The sequence below is a fragment of the Streptomyces sp. NPDC022910 genome (assembly GCF_055561075.1).
Window position 1 is genome coordinate 176,964 of the sequence record NZ_JBVHHL010000002.1, and the last position, 21,133, is coordinate 198,096.

Annotated in this window: 19 protein-coding genes, 1 pseudogene and 1 riboswitch; of the genes and pseudogenes, 15 read left to right on the plus strand and 5 right to left on the minus strand. The window is 69.1% G+C overall.

Going from position 1 to position 21,133, the window contains the following annotated elements:
• Positions 1 to 280 precede the first annotated feature (280 nt).
• From ctaC to ACZ3TS_RS02655, 4 genes are all read left to right on the plus strand, one after another.
• Complete coding sequence (gene ctaC, locus ACZ3TS_RS02640) at positions 281 to 1,240, plus strand: aa3-type cytochrome oxidase subunit II (protein ID WP_467613063.1); 960 nt, start codon at positions 281 to 283, stop codon at positions 1,238 to 1,240.
• Positions 1,237 to 2,973, plus strand: coding sequence for an aa3-type cytochrome oxidase subunit I (ctaD, locus tag ACZ3TS_RS02645; RefSeq protein WP_467613066.1), 1,737 nt, complete (start codon positions 1,237 to 1,239; stop codon positions 2,971 to 2,973). The genes ctaC and ctaD overlap by 4 nt, the downstream gene beginning before the upstream one ends.
• Complete coding sequence (locus ACZ3TS_RS02650) at positions 2,970 to 3,368, plus strand: cytochrome c oxidase subunit 4 (protein ID WP_467613069.1); 399 nt, start codon at positions 2,970 to 2,972, stop codon at positions 3,366 to 3,368. Before ctaD ends, ACZ3TS_RS02650 begins: the two co-directional genes overlap by 4 nt.
• Positions 3,369 to 3,498: 130 nt before the next feature.
• Positions 3,499 to 4,779 carry a L,D-transpeptidase gene (locus ACZ3TS_RS02655; protein WP_467613072.1) on the plus strand — a complete coding sequence of 427 codons (1,281 nt, stop codon included), beginning with the start codon at positions 3,499 to 3,501 and terminating at the stop codon, positions 4,777 to 4,779.
• A gap of 88 nt (positions 4,780 to 4,867) precedes the next feature.
• Here the strand turns inward: ACZ3TS_RS02655 and ACZ3TS_RS02660 are convergent, their stop codons facing one another.
• The gene (locus ACZ3TS_RS02660) at positions 4,868 to 5,269 is read right to left on the minus strand and encodes a response regulator (protein WP_467613074.1); all 402 of its coding nucleotides are present in this window, start codon (positions 5,267 to 5,269) and stop codon (positions 4,868 to 4,870) included.
• Between the two features lie 178 nt (positions 5,270 to 5,447).
• On the opposite strand from ACZ3TS_RS02660, the gene ctaE reads away from it, so the two are divergent.
• From ctaE to ACZ3TS_RS02690, 6 genes are all read left to right on the plus strand, one after another.
• A complete protein-coding gene (gene ctaE / locus ACZ3TS_RS02665) occupies positions 5,448 to 6,068 on the plus strand; it encodes an aa3-type cytochrome oxidase subunit III (protein WP_467613077.1) in 621 nt (206 codons plus the stop codon).
• 113 nt (positions 6,069 to 6,181) lie between these two features.
• On the plus strand, positions 6,182 to 6,994 hold the full coding sequence (gene qcrC / locus ACZ3TS_RS02670; protein ID WP_467613080.1) for a cytochrome bc1 complex diheme cytochrome c subunit: 813 nt from the start codon (positions 6,182 to 6,184) through the stop codon (positions 6,992 to 6,994).
• Positions 6,991 to 8,049, plus strand: coding sequence for a cytochrome bc1 complex Rieske iron-sulfur subunit (qcrA, locus tag ACZ3TS_RS02675; protein ID WP_467613083.1), 1,059 nt, complete (start codon positions 6,991 to 6,993; stop codon positions 8,047 to 8,049). The genes qcrC and qcrA overlap by 4 nt, the downstream gene beginning before the upstream one ends.
• Complete coding sequence (gene qcrB, locus ACZ3TS_RS02680; protein WP_467613086.1) at positions 8,046 to 9,707, plus strand: cytochrome bc1 complex cytochrome b subunit; 1,662 nt, start codon at positions 8,046 to 8,048, stop codon at positions 9,705 to 9,707. The genes qcrA and qcrB overlap by 4 nt, the downstream gene beginning before the upstream one ends.
• A 136-nt stretch (positions 9,708 to 9,843) precedes the next feature.
• Positions 9,844 to 10,908 (plus strand): anthranilate phosphoribosyltransferase, encoded by a 1,065-nt coding sequence (gene trpD, locus ACZ3TS_RS02685; protein WP_467613089.1) that lies wholly within the window; start codon positions 9,844 to 9,846, stop codon positions 10,906 to 10,908.
• Between the two features lie 146 nt (positions 10,909 to 11,054).
• A riboswitch (SAM riboswitch) is annotated at positions 11,055 to 11,171 on the plus strand.
• A 210-nt stretch (positions 11,172 to 11,381) separates the two neighbouring features.
• On the plus strand, positions 11,382 to 12,743 hold the full coding sequence (locus ACZ3TS_RS02690) for an aminotransferase class V-fold PLP-dependent enzyme (RefSeq protein WP_467613092.1): 1,362 nt from the start codon (positions 11,382 to 11,384) through the stop codon (positions 12,741 to 12,743).
• 82 nt (positions 12,744 to 12,825) lie between these two features.
• On the opposite strand, the gene ACZ3TS_RS02695 is transcribed toward ACZ3TS_RS02690, so the two are convergent.
• Both ACZ3TS_RS02695 and ACZ3TS_RS02700 read right to left on the minus strand, forming a co-directional pair.
• The gene (locus ACZ3TS_RS02695) at positions 12,826 to 13,107 is read right to left on the minus strand and encodes an Lrp/AsnC family transcriptional regulator (protein ID WP_467613095.1); all 282 of its coding nucleotides are present in this window, start codon (positions 13,105 to 13,107) and stop codon (positions 12,826 to 12,828) included.
• A complete protein-coding gene (locus ACZ3TS_RS02700; RefSeq protein WP_467613098.1) occupies positions 13,104 to 13,835 on the minus strand; it encodes a rhomboid family intramembrane serine protease in 732 nt (243 codons plus the stop codon). Before ACZ3TS_RS02700 ends, ACZ3TS_RS02695 begins: the two co-directional genes overlap by 4 nt.
• 156 nt (positions 13,836 to 13,991) lie before the next feature.
• On the opposite strand from ACZ3TS_RS02700, the gene ACZ3TS_RS02705 reads away from it, so the two are divergent.
• From ACZ3TS_RS02705 to ACZ3TS_RS02725, 5 genes are all read left to right on the plus strand, one after another.
• Positions 13,992 to 14,231: a hypothetical protein gene (locus ACZ3TS_RS02705; protein WP_451150643.1), complete on the plus strand. Its 240-nt coding sequence runs from the start codon at positions 13,992 to 13,994 to the stop codon at positions 14,229 to 14,231.
• A 34-nt stretch (positions 14,232 to 14,265) separates the two neighbouring features.
• Positions 14,266 to 15,615 (plus strand): NYN domain-containing protein, encoded by a 1,350-nt coding sequence (locus ACZ3TS_RS02710; RefSeq protein ID WP_467613102.1) that lies wholly within the window; start codon positions 14,266 to 14,268, stop codon positions 15,613 to 15,615.
• A gap of 327 nt (positions 15,616 to 15,942) precedes the next feature.
• Entirely contained in the window at positions 15,943 to 16,977 is a 1,035-nt protein-coding gene (locus ACZ3TS_RS02715) for a C40 family peptidase (protein WP_467613105.1), read from the plus strand.
• A gap of 214 nt (positions 16,978 to 17,191) precedes the next feature.
• Entirely contained in the window at positions 17,192 to 18,205 is a 1,014-nt protein-coding gene (locus ACZ3TS_RS02720) for a C40 family peptidase (protein WP_467613108.1), read from the plus strand.
• Positions 18,206 to 18,249: 44 nt separating this feature from the next.
• Entirely contained in the window at positions 18,250 to 19,470 is a 1,221-nt protein-coding gene (locus ACZ3TS_RS02725) for a hypothetical protein (RefSeq protein WP_467613110.1), read from the plus strand.
• A gap of 30 nt (positions 19,471 to 19,500) precedes the next feature.
• Here ACZ3TS_RS02725 and ACZ3TS_RS02730 read toward each other — a convergent pair.
• Positions 19,501 to 19,789: pseudogene (locus ACZ3TS_RS02730) on the minus strand (PadR family transcriptional regulator); the annotation flags it as partial.
• Positions 19,790 to 19,881: 92 nt separating this feature from the next.
• On the minus strand, positions 19,882 to 21,108 hold the full coding sequence (locus tag ACZ3TS_RS02735; RefSeq protein ID WP_467613113.1) for a glycosyltransferase 87 family protein: 1,227 nt from the start codon (positions 21,106 to 21,108) through the stop codon (positions 19,882 to 19,884).
• Positions 21,109 to 21,133 lie beyond the last annotated feature (25 nt).

Sequence of the window (21,133 nt, forward strand, 5' to 3'; positions counted from 1 at the left end):
GGCACGATCAACGACAACGAACCCGCAGCCGCTCCTGGAAGAGATCCACCCGAGTCGCCGGTCGCCCCAACCCCCCGTCAGAAAGCAGGCGGCAGCCCGGTCATCCCCTCCTTCGGGGTGACCCGCGGCGCGTATGGCACCCTCCCCGCGCGACCCCAAATAGCGTCCAGTAGGGTTTGGTCCGCATAAACATCCAAACCCCTGCCCGACGCAGGGCGGCGACCGACCAGCGAGAAGGCCGCAGCCAACCGCGCGGGCGAGACTCTCGGGAAGGCGCTACGTGAGTCCCAACGGCTCCGACCGCTCGCCGCGGCGCCCGATGCGGCGGAAGCTGCTGCAGGCACTGACCGCGGGCCTGGTCCTGGCGACCGCAACCGGTTGCACATACAAGGACTTCCCCCGCCTTGGTATGCCCACCCCGACCACGGAAGAGGCTCCTCGGATCCTCTCCCTGTGGCAGGGCTCCTGGGCTGCCGCGCTCGCCGTCGGCGTGCTGGTGTGGGGCCTGATCCTGTGGAGCGCCATGTTCCACCGGCGCAGCCGCACCAAGGTCGAGGTTCCCCCGCAGACCCGGTACAACATGCCGATCGAGGCGCTGTACACGGTGGTCCCGCTCGTCATCGTCTCGGTGCTGTTCTACTTCACGGCCCGCGACGAGTCGAAGCTCCTCGACCTCTCCAAGAAGCCCGACGTCACCGTCAACGTGGTGGGCTACCAGTGGAGCTGGGGCTTCAACTACGTCACCCCGGTCGCCGGGGTGACGGGAGACGCGAAGACCGATCCGAACCTGAACGCGATTCCGGACCGGTACAAGAACGACTTCCCGGCGAACGCCGGCGGCGTCTACGACTTCGGTACTCCCGCCACGCGGAACCCGCAGAACGGCAACCCCGGCCCGACCCTCTGGCTCCCCAAGGGCAAGACGGTCCGCTTCGTCCTCACCTCGCGTGACGTCATCCACTCCTTCTGGGTGGTGCCGTTCCTGATGAAGATGGACGTCATCCCGGGCCACACCAACGCCTTCCAGGTGACCCCCAACCAGGAGGGCACCTTCAGGGGCAAGTGCGCCGAGCTCTGCGGCGTCGACCACTCCCGGATGCTGTTCAACGTGAAGGTCGTCTCCCCGGACCGCTACGAGCAGCACCTCAAGGACCTCGCCAAGAAGGGGCAGACCGGTTACATTCCCGCCGGCATCGCGCAGACGAGCCACGAGAAGAACCGGGAGACGAACAACCTGTGAGCATCCTCAACGAACCCCAGGGTGCCGCCGCAGCTGAGGACTCGTACGAGAACGAGCTGCCGGTCCGGCGCAGGCGACCCGGCAACGTCGTCGTCAAGTGGCTGACCACGACCGACCACAAGACGATCGGCACGCTGTATCTGGTCACGTCGTTCGCGTTCTTCCTCATCGGCGGCGTCATGGCCCTGCTCATGCGCGCCGAGCTGGCCCGTCCGGGCCTGCAGATCATGTCGAACGAGCAGTTCAACCAGGCGTTCACGATGCACGGCACGATCATGCTGCTGATGTTCGCGACGCCGCTGTTCGCCGGCTTCACGAACTGGATCATGCCGCTGCAGATCGGCGCGCCCGACGTGGCGTTCCCGCGGCTGAACATGTTCGCCTACTGGCTGTACCTGTTCGGCTCGACCATCGCGGTCGGCGGTTTCCTCACCCCGCAGGGCGCGGCCGACTTCGGCTGGTTCGCCTACAGCCCGCTGTCGGACGCGGTCCGCTCGCCTGGCATCGGCGCCGACATGTGGATCATGGGTCTGGCCTTCTCCGGCTTCGGCACCATCCTCGGCGCGGTCAACTTCATCACCACGATCATCTGCATGCGCGCACCCGGCATGACCATGTTCCGCATGCCGATCTTCGTGTGGAACGTGCTGCTGACCGCTGTGCTCGTCCTGCTGGCCTTCCCGGTCCTCGCGGCCGCGCTGTTCGCCCTGGAGGCGGACCGCAAGTTCGGTGCCCACGTCTTCGACGCGGCCAACGGCGGCGCCCTGTTGTGGCAACACCTCTTCTGGTTCTTCGGCCATCCAGAGGTGTACATCATCGCGCTACCGTTCTTCGGCATCATTTCCGAGGTCATCCCCGTCTTCAGCCGTAAGCCGATGTTCGGCTACATGGGCCTCATCGGCGCCACGATCGCCATCGCCGGCCTCTCCGTGACGGTGTGGGCGCACCACATGTACGTCACCGGTGGAGTACTGCTCCCGTTCTTCTCCTTCATGACGTTCCTCATCGCCGTCCCCACCGGTGTGAAGTTCTTCAACTGGATCGGAACGATGTGGAAGGGCTCGCTGTCCTTCGAGACACCGATGCTCTGGGCGACCGGCTTCCTGATCACCTTCACGTTCGGTGGTCTGACCGGCGTCATCCTGGCCTCGCCGCCGATGGACTTCCACATCTCGGACTCGTACTTCGTGGTGGCGCACTTCCACTACGTGGTGTTCGGTACGGTCGTCTTCGCGATGTTCTCCGGATTCCACTTCTGGTGGCCGAAGATGACGGGCAAGATGCTCGACGAGCGGCTCGGCAAGATCACCTTCTGGACGCTGTTCATCGGCTTCCACGGCACCTTCCTGGTGCAGCACTGGCTGGGTGCCGAGGGCATGCCGCGGCGTTACGCGGACTACCTCGCGGCCGACGGATTCACCGCGCTGAACACGATCTCGACGATCTCCTCGTTCCTGCTCGGCCTGTCGATACTGCCGTTCCTCTACAACGTGTGGAAGACGGCAAAGTACGGCAAGAAGGTCGAGGTCGACGACCCCTGGGGCTACGGCCGTTCGCTCGAGTGGGCGACCTCCTGCCCGCCGCCGCGGCACAACTTCCTCACGCTGCCGCGGATCCGCTCCGAATCCCCCGCCTTCGACCTGCACCACCCGGAGATCGCCGCGCTCGAGCAGCTCGAGCACGCGGGTGCCGGTAGCAAGGCCGTCTCCGGTGGCAAGGAGGCCGGCAAGTGAAGATCCAGGGCAAGATGTTCATCTGGCTGGCCGTCTTCATCCTGGCCATGGCCATCATCTATGGCGTGTGGTCGAAGGAGCCCGCCGGTACCACCGCGCTCTTCCTGGCCTTCGGCCTGAGCATCATGATCGGCTACTACCTGGCCTTCACGGCCCGGCGGGTCGACACGGGCGCCCAGGACAACAAGGAGGCCGACGTCGCCGACGACGCCGGTGAGATCGGCTTCTTCAGCCCGCACAGCTGGCAGCCGCTCGCCCTCGGTGTCGGTGGCGCGCTCGCCTTCCTGAGCATCGCGATCGGCTGGTGGCTGCTGTACTTCTCGGCCCCGCTGGTCCTGGTGGGGCTGTGGGGCTGGGTCTTCGAGTACTACCGCGGCGAGAACCGCACCCAGTAACACGCGCCGAGCGCACGGGAACCCGGACACTCCGTCAGGAGCGTCCGGGTTCCCTCTTTTGCCATGCGCCACGTCCCTCGCACGGATCTCTCGGCGCGCCATAGTTGACAGACGTCCATAGCGTGAGGTCATGAGCCACTCAGTGTTCTTCCGGAGCGCGCGCCCGCGACACCGCACGGTCGTCGGTTGCACCTTTCTGGTGCTCGCCCTCGGCACCGGCCTGGTCGCCTGTGGGTCGGGCGAGAACCCGCTCTCAGCGAATCCGTACGACGCGACGGACGAGATCGCGTACAACGCGCCTGCCGGCAACGACAAGAAGGTCGACCCCGACAAGCCCCTGGAGATCACCGCCTCGGATGAGGACGGGCGCATCACGGACGTCACTGCCACCGACGCCCGGGGACGCTACGTGGCCGGTGAGCTCTCCGCCGACGGCAGCCGCTGGCACAGCACCTCACCGCTGGCCGCAGGCACCCACTACACGGTCCGGGTGAGCACGGAGGACGAGGACGGCGCACCCGGCCGCAAAGTCATCGAGTTCGACACCGGAACCCCCAAGAGCAAGAAGCTGAACGTCACCTTCGGCCCCGACAGCGGGACCTACGGCGTCGGTCAGCCCGTCACCGCCGAACTCAGCGAGCCCGTCAAGGACAAGACGTCCCGGGCCATCGTCGAGCGTGCCCTCAAGGTGGACTCCGTACCCGCGGTCCAGGGCTCCTGGTACTGGGTGGACGACAAGACGCTGCACTACCGCCCCCAGGAGTACTGGCCCGTGCACGCCACCATCACGGCCCACAGCGACCTCTCGGGCGTGAAGGTCGCGGACCGCCTCTGGGGCGGCGAGACGAAGTCCGTGAAGCTCACCACGGGCGACCGCATAGTCGCCCTCACCGACGCGGCCTCGCACCAGATGACGGTCTACAAGAACGACGAGGTGATAAATCGGATACCCATCACGACCGGCAAGCGCGGGTACGAGACGCGCAACGGAGTCAAGGTGGTGCTGGGCAAGCAGTACTTCGTACGGATGCGCGGGACCACGATCGGCATCTCGCAGAACTCAAGCGACTCCTACGACCTGAACGTCTACTGGGCGGCCCAGGTCACCTGGAGCGGCGAGTACGTGCACGCAGCGCCCTGGTCCGTCGGACAACAGGGGTACGCCAACGTCAGCCACGGCTGCACCGGCATGAGCAACTCGTACGCCAGGTGGTTCTTCAACACCGTACGGGACGGCGACATCGTCAAGGTCGTCAACTCCTACGGCAAGCAGATGGAACCGTTCGGCAACGGCTTCGGCGACTGGAACGTCGACTGGGCGAAGTGGCGCAAGGGCAGCGCCCTCGTCGCGGGCACACCCGACGGCCGGAGTCCCCAGGACAGCGCACGACTGCGCCCGGAGTCTGCGTGAAGGGGGGCGCCCGCGCCCCTCAGGGGCGCGGGGAAGCCACCATGGACCTGTAGCCGTAGCCGGCCTCGGAACCTGTCAGACCGGGCTCTCAGGCGCCGACAAGGGCCTTACGGCGCAACAGCGCAGCCAAAGCGGAGGCGAACTCCACCGGCTCCACCGGCAACGCCACAGCGGCGTCGGCCCGGCTCCACGTGGCCAGCCACGCATCCTGCGGCCGCGCGATCAGCAACAGCACCGGCGGGCAGTTGAAGATCTCGTCCTTGATCTGCCGGCAGACGCCCATCCCGCCCATCGGCACGGCCTCGCCGTCCAGGACGCACACGTCGATGCCGCCCCGGTCCAGTTCCTTGATGACGGCGTCCGGAGTCGCGCACTCCACGAACCGGACCTCGGGAACGTCCGGGGCCGGCCTGCGCCCGGCCGCGAGCCGGACCTGCTCGCGCGTGTTGGAGTCGTCGCTGTACACCAGCACCGTGGCGGTCGGCTGCATGCTTCCTCCGGGACGTCAGCGTCGTACGGAACGGACCGTTGGGGCGGATGCTACTCCCTTGAACACGTGCTCAACAGCGGTTCGGACACGGCTTCGATGGGCCATACGGGCAGTACACACGCCATGGACCCTCCGAACGGCACCCCCCGGGGTGAGGGCGGGATAAGCGACCGACATAATGTCGGTCGTGGCGACAGCAACGACAGTAGAAACCGGGCACGCGCACCCGTCGGTCAACCGGCCGAACCTCACCAGCGTCGGAACCATCATCTGGCTGAGTTCCGAGCTGATGTTCTTCGCGGCCCTCTTCGCGATGTACTTCACCCTGCGATCGGTGACCGGGCCGACTCACTGGAAGGAGATGGCCAGCCATCTCAACTTCCCGTTCTCGGCGACGAACACCACGATCCTGGTGCTCTCCTCCCTCACCTGCCAGCTCGGCGTGTTCGCGGCCGAGCGCGGTGACGTGAAGAAGCTCCGGGGCTGGTTCATCGTCACCTTCATCATGGGTTCGATCTTCGTCGGCGGACAGATCTTCGAGTACACCGAGCTGGTGAAGAAGGACGGCCTCTCGCTCTCCTCGGACCCGTACGGCTCGGTGTTCTACCTGACCACCGGCTTCCACGGCCTGCACGTGACGGGTGGTCTGATCGCCTTCCTGCTGGTCCTCGGCCGCACCTACGCGGCGCGCAGGTTCACCCACGAGCAGGCGACCGCCGCCATCGTCGTGTCCTACTACTGGCACTTCGTCGATGTCGTCTGGATCGGCCTCTTCGCCACGATCTACATGATCAAGTAGTCGGCCGTCGGTCGCGGCGGACGGTCACCCGATCGGGGAGAACCGATCGCCCGCGACGATCCGATCCATTTCCAGAAGCATCGACGCAGAAGATCCTGACACCGGGGTAATCCGTGAAAAAGCTCTCCGCACGACGACGCCATCCGATGGCGGCGCTCGTCGTCCTACTCATCGCGCTGACGCTCTCCGGGGGGCTGTACGCCGCGTTCGCGCCCGCCGAGAAGGCACAGGCCGATGACACCGCCCAGTCCCTCGCCATCGAGGAGGGCAAGAAGCTCTACCAGGTGGGCTGTGCCAGCTGCCACGGCACCGGCGGTCAGGGCTCTTCCGACGGCCCGAGCCTGGTGGGCGTCGGTGCGGCGGCCGTCGACTTCCAGGTCGGCACCGGTCGTATGCCCGCCGCCACCTCGCAGGGCCCCCAGGTGCCGCGGAAGAAGAACATCTACACGCAGGCCCAGATCGACCAGCTCGCGGCGTACATCGCCTCCCTCGGCGCCGGCCCGGCCGTACCGACGGAGAACGAATACGGCCCTCAGGGCGCCGACATCGCCCGCGGTGGTGAGCTCTTCCGTACCAACTGCGCTCAGTGCCACAACACCGGCGGCAAGGGCGGCGCGCTGACGCACGGCAAGTACGCGCCGAGCCTGGAGGGTGTCGACCCGAAGCACATCTACGAGGCCATGCAGACCGGCCCGCAGAACATGCCGTCCTTCCCCGACACGACGCTGTCGCAGCAGAACAAGAAGGACATCATCGCGTACCTCAACGCGGTCAACGGTGACCAGACCGAGAGCCCCGGTGGCCTCGAACTGGGCGGTCTCGGACCGGTCTCCGAGGGCCTGTTCGCCTGGATCTTCGGCTTGGGCGCGCTGATCGCGGTCGCCGTCTGGGTCGCCGCTCGGACCGCAAAGGCCAAGAAGTCATGAGTAGCCACGACATTCCAGAAGAGAACCTGCCTGCTGAGCAGGACACCGCGCACGGCGCAGTGACGGTGGCGGACGAGGTGAACCCGTTCGCCGACCCGGGACTGCCGCCCCACGAGCACCGCATCCAGGACATCGACGAGCGGGCCGCCAAGCGTTCAGAGCGCACGGTCGCCCTGCTGTTCACCGTGTCGATGCTGGCCACCGTCGGCTTCATCGCCTCGTACGTCACGATCCCGAACGACAAGTCGATCTACGTCTTTCCGATCGGGCACATCAGCGCGTTGAACTTCGCGCTGGGCCTGACGCTGGGCGTGGCGCTGTTCGCGATCGGCGCGGGCGCGGTCCACTGGGCCCGCACCCTGATGTCCGACGTGGAGATCGCCGACGAGCGTCACCCGATCGAGGCGCCCCCGGAGGTCAAGGCGAAGGTCCTCGCCGACTTCCAGCAGGGTGCCAAGGAGTCCGCGCTCGGCCGTCGCAAGCTGATCCGCAACACGATGTTCGGCGCGCTGGCCCTGTTCCCGCTCTCCGGAGTCGTGCTGCTGCGCGACCTGGGCACGCTGCCCGGCACCTCGCTGCGTCACACGCTCTGGTCCAAGGGCAAGCTCCTCGTCAACATGAACACGAACGAGCCGCTGCGTCCCGCCGACGTCGCGGTCGGCTCCCTCACCTTCGCCAAGCCCGAAGGCCTGGAGGAGACCGACGAGGACTTCCAGGTACAGATCGCCAAGGCCGCCCTGATGATCGTCCGGCTGCAGCCGGAGAACATCAAGGACAAGAAGGAACTCGAGTGGTCCCACGAGGGCATCGTGGCCTACTCGAAGATCTGCACCCACGTCGGTTGCCCGATCTCCCTGTACGAGCAGCAGACGCACCACGTCCTCTGCCCGTGCCACCAGTCCACCTTCGACCTCTCCGACGGTGCCCGGGTCATCTTCGGCCCGGCCGGTCACGCCCTGCCGCAGCTGCGCATCGGCGTCAACGCGGACGGCTACCTCGAGGCGCTCGGCGACTTCGAAGAGCCCGTCGGTCCTGCTTTCTGGGAGCGCGGATGAGTACTACACCGAGCAACACGAACCCATCTGCCGCCGACGCGGCGGGCGGCTCGCGCGGACGGGCACCGGCCGGCGAGCGCCTCGCGGACTGGGCCGACGGCCGCCTGGGGATCTACTCCCTGGCCAAGTCCAACATGCGCAAGATCTTCCCCGACCACTGGTCGTTCATGTTGGGCGAGGTCTGCCTCTACAGCTTCATCGTCATCATCCTCACGGGTGTGTATCTGACGCTGTTCTTCCACCCGTCGATGAACGAGGTGGCGTACCACGGCAGCTATGTGCCGCTGCAGGGTCAGATGATGAGCGAGGCCTTCAACTCCACGATGCACATCAGCTTCGATGTGCGTGGCGGTCTGCTCATCCGGCAGATCCACCACTGGGCTGCGCTGATCTTCCTCGCCGGCATGTTCGTGCACATGATGCGCGTGTTCTTCACGGGCGCGTTCCGCAAGCCGCGTGAGATCAACTGGCTGTTCGGCTTCCTGCTGTTCGTCCTGGGCATGTTCACCGGCTTCACCGGTTACTCGCTCCCGGACGACCTGCTCTCCGGCACCGGTGTCCGCTTCATGGAGGGCGCGATCCTGTCCGTGCCGATCGTCGGCACGTACCTGTCGTTCTTCCTCTTCGGCGGTCAGTTCCCGGGCGGCGACTTCGTGGCCCGCTTCTACTCGATCCACATCCTGCTGCTGCCGGGCATCATGCTCGGTCTGGTGGTGGGCCACCTGATCCTGGTCATCTACCACAAGCACACGCAGTTCGCGGGTCCCGGAAAGACGAACAACAACGTCGTCGGCATGCCGCTGCTGCCGGTGTACATGGCCAAGGCCGGAGGCTTCTTCTTCCTGGTCTTCGGTGTCATCGCGGCCATCGCGGCCATCGCCACGATCAACCCGATCTGGGTCTTCGGCCCCTACCGTCCGGACCAGGTGTCCACGGGTGCCCAGCCCGACTGGTACATGGGCTTCTCCGAGGGTCTGATCCGCACGATGCCGGGCTGGGAGGTCAACGTCTGGGGTCACACGCTCGTCCTGGGTGTGTTCATCCCGCTGGTGATCTTCCCGCTGGTCCTGGTCGCCATCGCGGTCTACCCGTTCATCGAGTCCTGGGTCACCGGCGACAAGCGCGAGCACCACATCCTGGACCGGCCGCGCAACGCGCCGACGCGTACGGCCTTCGGTGCCGCGTGGATCGCCTGGTACTTCGTCCTGCTGATGGGCGGCGGCAACGACATCTGGGCCACGCACTTCCACCTGTCGATCAACGCGATCACCTGGTTCGTCCGCGTCGCCTTCTTCGTGATGCCGGTGCTCGTGTTCGTCGTGACCAAGCGGATCTGCCTCGGCCTCCAGCGCCGGGACCGCGACAAGGTGCTGCACGGCCGTGAGTCGGGCATCATCAAGCGACTGCCGCACGGTGAGTTCATCGAGGTGCACGAGCCGCTCAGCCAGGAGCAGCTGCACACGCTCACGGCGCATGAGCAGTACAAGCCGGCCGAGATCGGCCCGACGGTCGACGAGAACGGGGTCGAGCGGAAGATCAAGGCCACGGACAAGCTGCGCTCCAAGCTCAGCTACGGCTACTACGGGGACACCAACCAGATCCCCAAGCCCACGGTCGAGGAGTACAAGGAGATCACGAGCGGCCACGGCCACCACTGATCGCTGCGCGCGCCACGCCACGGTCGAAGGGCCCCGTCCATTGCATGGACCGGGCCCTTTGCCGTGCCCGGCGCTGGATAGGGTGGACCTGTCCGACACGTGCGTCCCGTCCGGGACACCGACCCAGGAGCGGCTGATGAGCGCTGTGACCCCCGCTGGAGGCGACACCGCGGCGGGCCGTTCCTGGCCCGCGGTCCTGAACGCCCTGTTGGAGGGCCGTGACCAGAGTGCCGACGCGACGGCGTGGGCGATGGACCGGATCATGCGCGGCGAGGCGACCGACGCGCAGATCGCCGGGTTCGCGGTGGCGCTGCGCGCCAAGGGCGAGACCGTCGAGGAGATCACAGGGCTCGTCCGGGCGATGTACGAGCACGCGAACGTCATCGAGGTCCCCGGACCGACGGTCGACATCGTCGGTACGGGCGGCGACGGCGCCAAGACGGTGAACATCTCCACGATGTCCTCGATCGTCGTCGCCGGAACGGGCGCGAAGGTCGTCAAGCACGGCAACCGGGCCGCCTCGTCCGCCTCCGGGGCATCGGATGTGCTGGAGAAGCTCGGGGTCGATCTGGAGCTCACGGTGCAGCGGGTGGCCGAAGTGGCCGAGGAGGCCGGGATCACCTTCTGCTTCGCGGTGAAGTTCCACCCGGCGCTGCGGCACGTGGCCGCGGCGCGCGGCCAGCTGGGCATCCGTACGACGTTCAATGTCCTGGGCCCGCTGACGAACCCGGCGAAGGTGAGGGCGCAGGCGGTGGGCGTCGCGGATGCGCGGATGGCGCCGATCGTGGCGGGAGTCTTCGCGAAGCGCGGGAACTCGTCCCTGGTCTTCCGGGGCGACGACGGCCTGGACGAGCTGACGACGACGTCGACGTCCCGGGTGTGGGTGGTCCGCGACGGCAAGGTGACCGAGGAGTCCTTCGACCCGCGGGACGTCGGCCTGGAGCTGGTGCCGGTGGAGGCGCTGCGGGGCGCTGACGCCTCCTACAACGCCGAGGTCGCACGACGGCTGCTCGAGGGCGAGACGGGGCCCGTACGGGACGCCGTGCTGCTGAACTCGGCGGCGGCGCTGGTGGCGCTGGAACCGGGATCCGGGACGCTGGCGGACCAGATCCGGGCCGGTATGGAAAGGGCCGCGGAGGCGATCGACTCGGGGGCCGCGAAGCGCACGCTGGACCGGTGGGTGTCCGCGAGCCACGCCTAGCGGTATGCCGTTGCCTGTGCCGCCCGCCCGTACGTTGCCCCGGCGGGCGGCACCGCATCGGCTCCGAGCCCTCGTAACCCTCTGTGCATCCCGGCATCCGGACAGCAGTTGCGGCCAAGCGATCAACCCGCTTACTGTCCTTCCCAGGTCATGAGCGACAGCCATTCGGCCCCGGTCGGCTGTCCGGCAACCCTCCGTCCGTGGCGGGGTGCCCCGGGTGAAGACCAGGCCGTGGGCAGCGAGGTTCGCGGCAAGCGCGGACCCCTCCCGCTTGTGATCAAGCGCACTTCCAGGGGTCCTGGTCGTTCGAGGGAGCCTTCCGTGAGCAAGCGAATGCGATAGGGCCGCAGAGCCCCGCCTCCGCATCGCCCTTTCACCCCTTTTCACCCTTTCGCGTGCTGTTGACGCAGCCGCGCACGGTTGTGCGCGCCGTCCGGCACGGCGACTCTGCCTGCTTTCACGGGAGTGCACCCATGTCCGTCTCCACCGTTGCCGCCGACCAGTCCGTTTGTGCCCCGCTGCCCGTCCTGGGCCGGGATGTCACCGTCCCGCTCGTCACGGGCGGCGAAGTCACCTACGCCGCGCTCGACTACGCGGCCAGCGCCCCGGCGCTCCAGCGGGTCTGGGACGACGTGGCGGCGTACGCGCCGTACTACGGCAGCGTCCACCGCGGCGCCGGGTACCTGTCGCAGTTGTCCACGGACCTCTTCGAGAACGCCCGCCGGACCGTCGGCGGGTTCCTCGACTGCCGCGAAGACGACCAGGTGATCTTCACCCGGTCGACCACCGACTCGCTCAACCTCCTCGCCGCCACCCTCCCGGCCGACTGCCAGGTCTTCGTCTTCGAGACCGAGCACCACGCCTCGCTGCTGCCCTGGCGCGGCGCCCGCGTCACCTACCTCAACGCCCCGCGCACCCCGCAGGAGGCCGCCCGGACCCTGGAGTGCGCCCTCGCGGACCGGGACCCCCACGGCCCGGCACTCGTCTGCGTCACGGGCGCCTCCAACGTCACGGGTGAGCTGTGGCCCGTGCGTGAGCTGGCGGCGGCCGCCCACGCGCACGGCGCGCGTATCGTCCTGGATGCCGCCCAGCTGGCCCCGCACCACCCGGTGTCGGTCAAGGACCTCGACGTCGACTGGGTCGCCTTCTCCGGCCACAAGCTGTACGCCCCCTTCGGCTCCGGCGTCCTGGCAGGCCGCGCCGACTGGCTGCGCGGGGCCGAGCCCTACCTCGCGGGCGGCGGAGCCAGTCGCAAGGTCGCCCGGCGCACCGACGGGGGAGTGGACGTCGAGTGGCACGAGACCGCCGCCCGGCACGAGGCGGGCTCGCCCAACGTCATCGGTGCCTATTCCATCGCCTCCGCGTGCAAGGTCCTCACCGAGGCCGGCTTCGACACGCTCGTCGCCCGTGAGCAGTACCTGATCGGGAAGGTCAGGGAAGGGCTCGCCGAGGTCCCCGAGGTGAAGGTGCTCTCCCTCTTCGGCGCCGACGCGCCCCGCGTCGGCGTCATCTCCTTCGTGGTCGAGGGCTGGAACAGCTCCCACTTCGCCGCCGCTCTCTCCGCGGAGTACGGCATCGGCGTCCGCGACGGCCTGTTCTGCGCCCATCCGCTGGTGCGCACCCTGCTGGGCAGCGACCCACAGACCCAGGGCGAGTGCGGCGCCCCCGAGGCCGCGCCCGGCGAGAAGTCGCTGAACGCGATCCGCGTCAGCTTCGGCGCGGGCACTCCCGACGAGCACGTGGAGCGGTTCGTCCGCGCGGTCAAGGAGCTCGTCCGCGACGGCGCGAAGTGGAACTACCGCACGGAGGACGGCCGTTGCGTCCCTGCGGTCTGATCGGCAGAGGCGCAGGCGTCAAGCTCCCTCCCGCCCGCCCCGGGGCGGAAGGGGGCGAGCCGCCCTCGGCGGCCGGATGCGTCTAGTTGTCCAGCCCGATCGCGAAGGCCGCCTCCAGGTCGTGCTGGGAGTAGGTGCGGAACGCGACATGGGTGTCGGTGGCCAGGACACCGGGGATCTTGCTGATCCGGCCGGGGATGACGTCCGCGAGGTCGTCGTGGGCCCTCACCCGGACCATGGCGATGAGGTCGTAGGTGCCGGTGACGGAGAAGACCTCGCTGACGGAGTCCAGCGCGGCGATCGACTCGGCGATCTCGGGGATCCGGTCCACGCTGGTCTTGATGAGCACGATCGCGGTGATCACGGCTGCTGTTCTCCCTCGGGGGCCTGGGCTGGGGGTTTCACCCTACTCGTACGGCCGTAGCGCACCCATGCGTAGACGAAGCCGAGGCTGAAGCCGACCAGGTGGGCCAGGTACGCGACCCCGGGGCCCTGGGTGGCGCGGCCCGCCGCCATCCACTGCAGGGTCGCCCAGAAGGGCAGCACCACCCAGGCCGGGAAGCGCAGCGGCAGGAAGAGCAGGAACGGGAAAAGACTGGTCACCCTGGCTTTGGGGAACAAAAACAGGAACGCGCCGAGGACCGCGGAGATGGCTCCGGAGGCCCCGACGAGCGTCTGCGTGGACTCGGCATTGGCCGCCGCGTACCCGATCAGCGCCAGATAGCCACAGCCCAGGTAGAACAGGGCGAACTCCACGTGCCCCATCCGCTCCTCGGCCATCGCACCGAAGATGTAGAGGAAGAGCATGTTGCCCAGCAGATGCACCCAGGTGCCGTGCACGAACAGGGCCGTCGCGGGGGTGATCGTGGCCCGTGGCGCCCCGCTGAACAGCTCCGCGGGCACCACGCCCCAGCGGGCGAAATAGGCCCGCTGCGCGGCCAGCAGCGTGTCCCCGGTGCCGTACGCCGGATTCAGGCCCGCGGCCGGTCCCATGACGAAGATCAAACAGCACAGGGCGATCAGCCCGTAGGTCACCGGCGCCGACTGTCCCCGCAGCGCTCCGGCGGCCGTCCTGCTCCAGGTGCCGATCATGGGACAGAGCATGGCGTAACAGGACCGATCCGCGCAGAGTGCCTCGCCGCGATGGGCGGGCGGGCGGAGGGTACCCGCCAGGCCGTAGGGTTACGAGCCACACGCTCCAGGGAAACTGGCGCATCACGGAGACTGGAAGAAGGAAGAGCAGCCACGATGACGGTTCCCCTGCCGACCGAGACGACCCGTTGGCGTTGCACGCTCTGCGGCAACCTCACGCGTTTCGACGTCACCCGCTCGTCGAAGGTCGTGGAGTACGTGCACCTCGATCTGGCCGGAGAACCGAAGGTCGAGGAGCGTGACGTGGTCAGTGAGACCATCGAGTCGGTGCGTTGCCGCTGGTGCAACGCCGTGGATCAAGTGGAACTCGTGGACAGGCCGGGCGCCGGCTCCTGAGGGTGGCGGCCTCGCACAGGCATTGGGGTGACGGATGGTGGAGACCACAGGCGGGGAGCCGGTCGACGGCGCCGCTGAGGTGCTCGACCGTCCGCTGCCCGACGGCGTGCGCCGCCGGGTCGTGCAGATCGTCTCCGACGGCTTCGGCGGACTGACCCTCGGCGAACTGCCCGCGCAGTTGCGCCAGTATGCCCGGTTCACCCCGAACCGGCGGGCCAAGTTCGCCGGCAACGCCATGGCGGCGGCCCTGGAGACCGATCCCCTGTTCCGGCAGCGGATCGGGGAGAAGCTCAGAGAGGCCCAGCCGGAGCTCGCCGGCGCCCTCGACTCCGGCTCACCACCCCCGGCCGCGGACCCGCTCGACGTGGCGGCCGCGGCCTACGTGCTGCGCCCTGCGGGCTGGGTGAAGCTGGTGACCGCGGCCGGCGAGGAGGCCCAGCGCGCGGACGCCGAGCGCGCCGATGAGGAGAGCCGGGCCGAGTTGGAGCGGCTGCGCGGCGAGTTGGCGGCCGCCCGCGACCAGACGCGGGCCGAGACCGAACGGCTGCGCGTGGAGTTGGAGTCGGCGCGCAAGGAAGCCGAATCGCTTCACCGTAAGCTGCGTGCCGCCCTCAGCGACGTCAAGCGCGGGGAGGCCGCCCTGCGCAAGGTCCAGGGCGAGATCGAGACCGTGCGTTCCGAGGGGCAGGCGCAGGTGTCCGCCGCCGAGAGCGAAACCCGGCGGCTCAAGGCGCGCCTCAGCGAGGTGGAGGCCACCCTGGAGGCCACCCGCAGAGCGGCGCGTGAAGGGCGCAGTGTCGAGGACATGCGCGTACGGCTGCTCCTCGACACCGTGCTGGACGCCGCTCAGGGGCTGCGGCGGGAGCTGGCGCTGCCGCCGGTCTCCGTACGGCCGGCCGAGACCGTGGACGCGGTGGAACCGGGACGGATGACCCCGAAGGACATCGCCGCCCGTGCGCTGTCCGAAAACGATCCCGCGATCCTCGACCAGTTGCTCGCACTTCCTCAGGCGCACCTCGTCGTCGACGGCTACAACGTCACCAAGACCGGTTACCCGCAGATGCCGCTGGAGAAGCAGCGGCTCAGGCTGCTCGGGCAGCTCTCCCAGCTCGCCGCGCAGACCGGCGCCGAGGTGACGTGCGTCTTCGACGGTGCCGAACTGGCCGCGCCCGTCCTGCTCGCGCCGCCGCGCGGGGTGCGGGTGCTGTTCTCCAAACCGGGCGTCACCGCCGACGAGTTGATCCGCCAGCTGGTGCGGGCGGAGCCGCCGGGCAGACCGGTCATAGTGGCCTCCACCGACCGCGAGGTGGCCGACGGTGTCGCCAGGGCAGGTGCACGCCCGGTCGCGTCGGCGGTACTGCTCAAGCGACTTTCCAGGTCATAACGGACTCCCGTGCAGGGCTTACCTCTTGCGTCGATCGTCCCATGGGTCGCCTACGCACCAAGCGCAACATCCGCCGGGCATGCCCGAATTGGGGATATCGTCAGGCAACGTAGCGTCAAGACGGCATCACTGCACGTGAGTTTCGTGCAAAAACTGCGTTGCGTGACGGCGATTTTCCCGCTCGGGATTTGAACTGATCACAGTCAGGTCACTAGGGTCGGCTTCGAACCTCCGCACGGGTGATCACTCACAAGGGTGGGTGACGGTGGAGGGGCACCGCCCGCCGGCGTGTCGGTAGGCGGCTGGAGGAAGAAGGAGCTCGCCCCCGTGGCGTCCCACCGTCGACCCAAGCAGCCGAGCCGCGCACGTGTGACCGTGCTCACCACCGCCGCCGCAGCAGCCGTGGCCATCAGCGCGCAGGCCGCCAACGCCGCCCCCGCCGCGAAGCCGAGCAAGGACGAGGTCAAGTCCAAGGTCGACAACCTCTACGAAGAGGCGGAGAAGGCCACCGAGAAGTACGACGCGGCCAAGGAGAAGCAGGACAAGCTCCAGAAGGAGATCTCCACCCTGCAGGACAAGGTCGCCCGCGGCCAGGAGGAGCTCAACCAGCTGCGCGACGGCATCGGCACGATGGCCAGCGCCCAGTACCGCACCGGCAGCATCGACCCTTCCCTCCAGCTCTTCCTCTCCTCGAACCCGGACGACTACCTCGACAAGGCGTCCACCCTCGACCAGTTGAGCAGCCAGCAGGTCGAGGCGCTGAAGAAGATCCAGGAGAAGCAGCGCGAGCTGGCCCAGGAGCGGCAGGAAGCCACCGACAAGCTCAAGGACCTCGCCACCACCCGGACCGAACTCGGCAAGAAGAAGAAGGAAGTCCAGGCCAAGCTCGCCGAGGCGCAGAAGCTCCTCAACAGCCTCACCGCCCAGGAGCGTGCAGCTCTCCAGGCCGAGCAGAGCCGCGCCAGCCGGGACAGCGCGCGCACCGCCCTCAGCGGCTCCGCCAGCGCCGCCTCCGGCCGGGCCGCCGCGGCCTTCTCCGCCGCCCAGAGCAAGATCGGATCGCCCTACGTCTATGGCGCCTCCGGCCCCTCCTCCTTCGACTGCTCCGGTCTGACCTCCTGGGCCTACGCCCAGGCCGGCGTCTCCATACCGCGCACCTCCCAGGCGCAGGCCAACGCCGGCACCCGCATCTACAACGAGAGCGACCTCAAGGTCGGCGACCTGGTCCTCTTCTACGGCGACCTGCACCACATAGGCATCTACGCGGGCAACGGCCAGGTGCTGCACGCCCCGCACACCGGTGCCGTCGTGCGCTACGAGTCGATCGGCGACATGCCGTTCCAGTTCGGCGTCCGCATCTGACGTTCTTGCGCGACGCCGCACGCCCGCCCGAACGAGCGAATTCCAGCGACTCCCGCTGACCCCACGCCCCGCCGATGACCTGCGTCAGCGGCGGGGCGTCACCTGTGTGCGCACGTCGGGGTCTTTGGCCCGGGAGTGATCACCCGGCTACTGTCTGCCGCGTTTCCCCCGCCGGGTGGTGGGGGTTTGTCAGCGGAAGGGAGTGCGACCGGACGTGGGGTCCCATCGCCGCCTTGCACCATCCGGCCTCGGCCGGGGTCGCGGCGCCACAGCCGCCGTCTTGTCCGCCGCCGCGGCTGCCGCGGCCCTCGGTGCCGTACCGGCGGATGCCGCGCCGCGCGATCCCGGGGCCGCGGTGGACGTTCTGTACCAGGAGGCCGAACGGGCCACCGAGGCGTACAACAAGGCCGGGGAGCACGCCGGTTCGCTGCGTCGGCAGGTCGGCCGGGCGCAGGACCGGATCGCCCGGCAACAGGACCGCGTCAACGCCATACGGGACGCGCTCGGCGCCCTCGCCGGGGCCCAGTACCGCTCCGGCGGCCTTGCCTCCTCCCTCGAGCTGCTGTTCTCGGACAACCCCGCCGACTACCTCGACAAGGCGGCAGTGCTCGACCGGATCGGCGTCCGCCAGGCCGGGCAGCTCAGGGAACTCCAGGGCGCCCTGCGCGAACTGGCACAGGAACGCGCGGTGGTGGCCGACGAACTCGCCGAGCTGGAGAAGACCCGCAAGGCGGTCGGGCAGCACAAGAAGGACGTGGAGCGGAAACTGGCCGCGGCGCAGCGGCTGCTAAACTCCCTGCCGCTCGCGGAGCGCGCCGACTACCAGCGGGTGTCCCGCTCCGGCGGCGACGTGCCCGACCTCACCGATGTCGTGCCGACGGGCTCCCGAGCCGCGGCCGCCGTCGCCGCGGCCCGCTCCGCCCTGGGCCGCCCGTATGTGTGGGGTGCCAACGGGCCGGGAGGCTTCGACTGTTCGGGCCTCATGCAGTGGTCGTACGCGCGGGCGGGCGTGGGACTGCCGCGCACCTCGCAGGAGCAGCGGTATGCCGGCCGCCGGGTGGCGCTCTCCGAGGCACGGCCCGGCGACCTGGTCGTCTACCGCTCGGACGCCAGCCATGTGGCGATGTACGTCGGCGACGGCCGGGTCATCCACGCGCCCCATCCGGGGGCCGCGGTGCGCTACGACTCGGTCGGGATGATGCCGATCTCGTCGGTCACCAGGCCCTGACCGGGACGGCGATTCGGCGCCCGACCGGCGCGTACGATCGGGAGGTGGCTGGTCGTGGGCGCGTTCCGGGGATTGTGGCGGGCTGTGTGCTGCTGCTCGCCGGGCTCGTCGGCTGTGCCGGGCGGCCCGCGGCGGACACCCAGACGGCCGCCGTGCAACAGGTTCTCGACCGGCGGGCAGCGGCGGTCCTGGACGGCGACCGTCCCGCGTTCCTGGCGACGGAGGCGCCGACCGGCGACGCCTCCGGCCAACCAGCCGCCGGCGCCGCCGCGTTCGACAACCTCCGCGCCGTGCCGTTGGCCGCCTGGTCGTACCGGGTCACCGCCCTGCGCCGCTCCGGCGTCCGGGCCACCGCAGACGCCGAACTGCGGTATCGCATCAAGGGGTACGACCGGGCGTCGGTCACCGCGGCCCGCGTGTTGCGGCTGACCCGTACAGGCGGGCGCTGGTACGTCAGTTCCGACGAGCCCGCCGAGAAGGCCCACCAGCAACTGTGGGAGCAGGGCGTCGTCGAGGTGGTCCGCGGGGCGCACAGCATGGTCCTCGGGGTCGGACAGCCGCGGGAGGTGCTGCGGAGGTACGCGAACCTCGCGGACCGGGCGGTGCCGGCCGTCACCGAGGCATGGGGGGCCGACTGGCCCGGGCACGTCGTGGTGCTCGTACCGCGGTCCCTGGAGGGGATGGCGGGCCTGCTCGGCGCGCCTGCCTCCGGGTACCGCGGGATCGCGGCGGTCACGACCGGCGAGGCGGGAGGCACGGCGAAGACGCCCGCGGACCGGATCATCGTCAACCCGGACGCCTACGGCGTCCTTGGTGACCTGGGCAAGCAGGTCGTCCTCACGCACGAGACCACCCATGTCGCCACCCGCGCCCACACCACGGCGGCCACGCCGCTGTGGCTGTCGGAGGGGTATGCCGACTGGGTCGGCTACCGCGGCAGCGGCCGTACGTCCGCGCAGGTGGCTCCCGAACTCGACCGTTCCGTCGCGCTGGGGCACCTTCCGGCCGCGCTGCCCAAGGACACGGACTTCGCCTTCGCCGGGGACGCGGGGAAGCTGGCGCAGGCGTACGAGGGCGGCTGGATGGCCTGCCGGATGATCGCCGAGCGCTGGGGGGAGGTCCGGCTGAACGACTTCTACCGGGCGGTGGGCGACCACCACCAGCGCGCGGGAGCGGTCGAGGGTGCGCTGAAGGGAGTGCTCGGGACGACGCCGGAGAAGTTCACGCAGCAGTGGCGGGCGTATCTCAAGGCGCAACTGGGCTGAGGCGCCGAGTCGTTCAGGGGGCTTTCGGCCCTCCAGCTGCTCGATCGCCTCGCTCAGCCATGCCCTTTCCGCCTCGCCCGTCGCGCGGGCGACCCGCAGCATGCCCTGCCGGAACAGGTCGTCGGCCTCCTCGGCCCGTACGGGTCTGCCGTCGCGGTGGAAGAAGCCCGTCGGAGTCCGACAGGAAGTCCAGGCGGCGGCGGAGGACGGCGGCCTGATCCGTGCGGTCCGGAAGGTGGCGCAGGAACGCGAGCACGGTGTTGAAGCGCACGTGGTCCGAGATCTCCGCCTGCCGGGGGTGCCGCAGCCGCTCGCCCGTGGCCTGTCGGTGCTCGGGCTGCCCGGCATCTGCCTGGACCTCGCCCTGGCCATGGCGTTGCAGTGCGGTGTGCTGCTCCTGACGGCGCGCCGTCAGGAGGGGGCGAGAGTCTCCTGGGTGCGGGTGGCCTGTGGCGGCACGGTGGGGGCCGGGCGCGAGACCGTGCCGCGCCACAGCTCCAGGGCGGCGGTCACGGTGGCGAGCACCAGCAGACCGTTGCGCAGGAAGAGAAGCGTGACGCCCAGCCGGTCGCTGGCGACGACGTTCCCGAAGTAGAGCGGGAACTCCAGGACGGTGGCCAGGCAGGCGGCCAGTACCAGCCCGCCGGGCAGCGCCATCCGGCTGCCGCGGAAGCACAGGCAGACGGCCGCGAGCCCGACCAGCCACACCATGTACTGCGGGCTGACCACCCGGCTGGTGACCGTGAACAGCAGCACCGCCACGAAGGCGGCGTCCGCCGGCCCGTGCGGTGGCATACGGCGGACGCTCACCCGCCACAGCAGCAGCCAGCCGAAGGCGATCACGGTCAGGAACAGGGCCGCCGAGCTGACCCAGTCGACGTACGGGCCGAGGAACTCCACCGAGCCGTAGTTGAGCAACACCTGGCCCTGCCAGCCGAAGTGCCGGGCCACATGGAAGACCAGCGAGCCCAGCGACTCGACCTCCGTGCCGCGGTCGCGCTGGGAGGTCAGGAAGGAGAAGGCGCCGGGCATCGTCAGGCCGAAGAGCACGGCGAGGCCGACGACCGTCCCCGCCGCGGAGAACCAGGCCCGGCGCTTGACGACGCCCGCCAGCAGCAGCGCGGGCCACACCTTCAGCAGTGCGCCGAAGCCCACGAGCGCCCCCATCAGCCGGGGACGGCGCACTCCGGCCAGCAGCGCGGCGACCGCCACCGCCGTCACCATCACGTCGTAGCGGGCGTACACCGTGGGGCCGAGCAGCGCGACGCCGACCACCCACACCCAGGCGCCCCGCATCGTCGTGCCGGGCCGCGGACCCGTGTACTGCAGCAGGCAGAGGACCGCCAGGTCGGCGAGGAAGGCGAGGACGTAGAAGGCGTGCGCGTAGCCCAGGAAGGGCAGCAGCGCGGGGGAGAGCACGGCCAGCGCGGCGGCGGGCGGGTACTGCCAGGTCACGTCGTCGCGGGGGAACGTTCCGGTGCGCAGGGTGTCGTACCAGCCCTGGTAGATCACCGATACGTCGCTGGTGACGTCCGGGCCGGGGAAGACGAACACCTTGAAGACGAAGAGCAGCAGGGCCAGCCTGGTCAGACTCCAGGTGGCGAGGAGCCAGACCGGGAACCGCCGTGTGCCCGCCATGTCCACCTGTGCCCCCGTCGTCGCG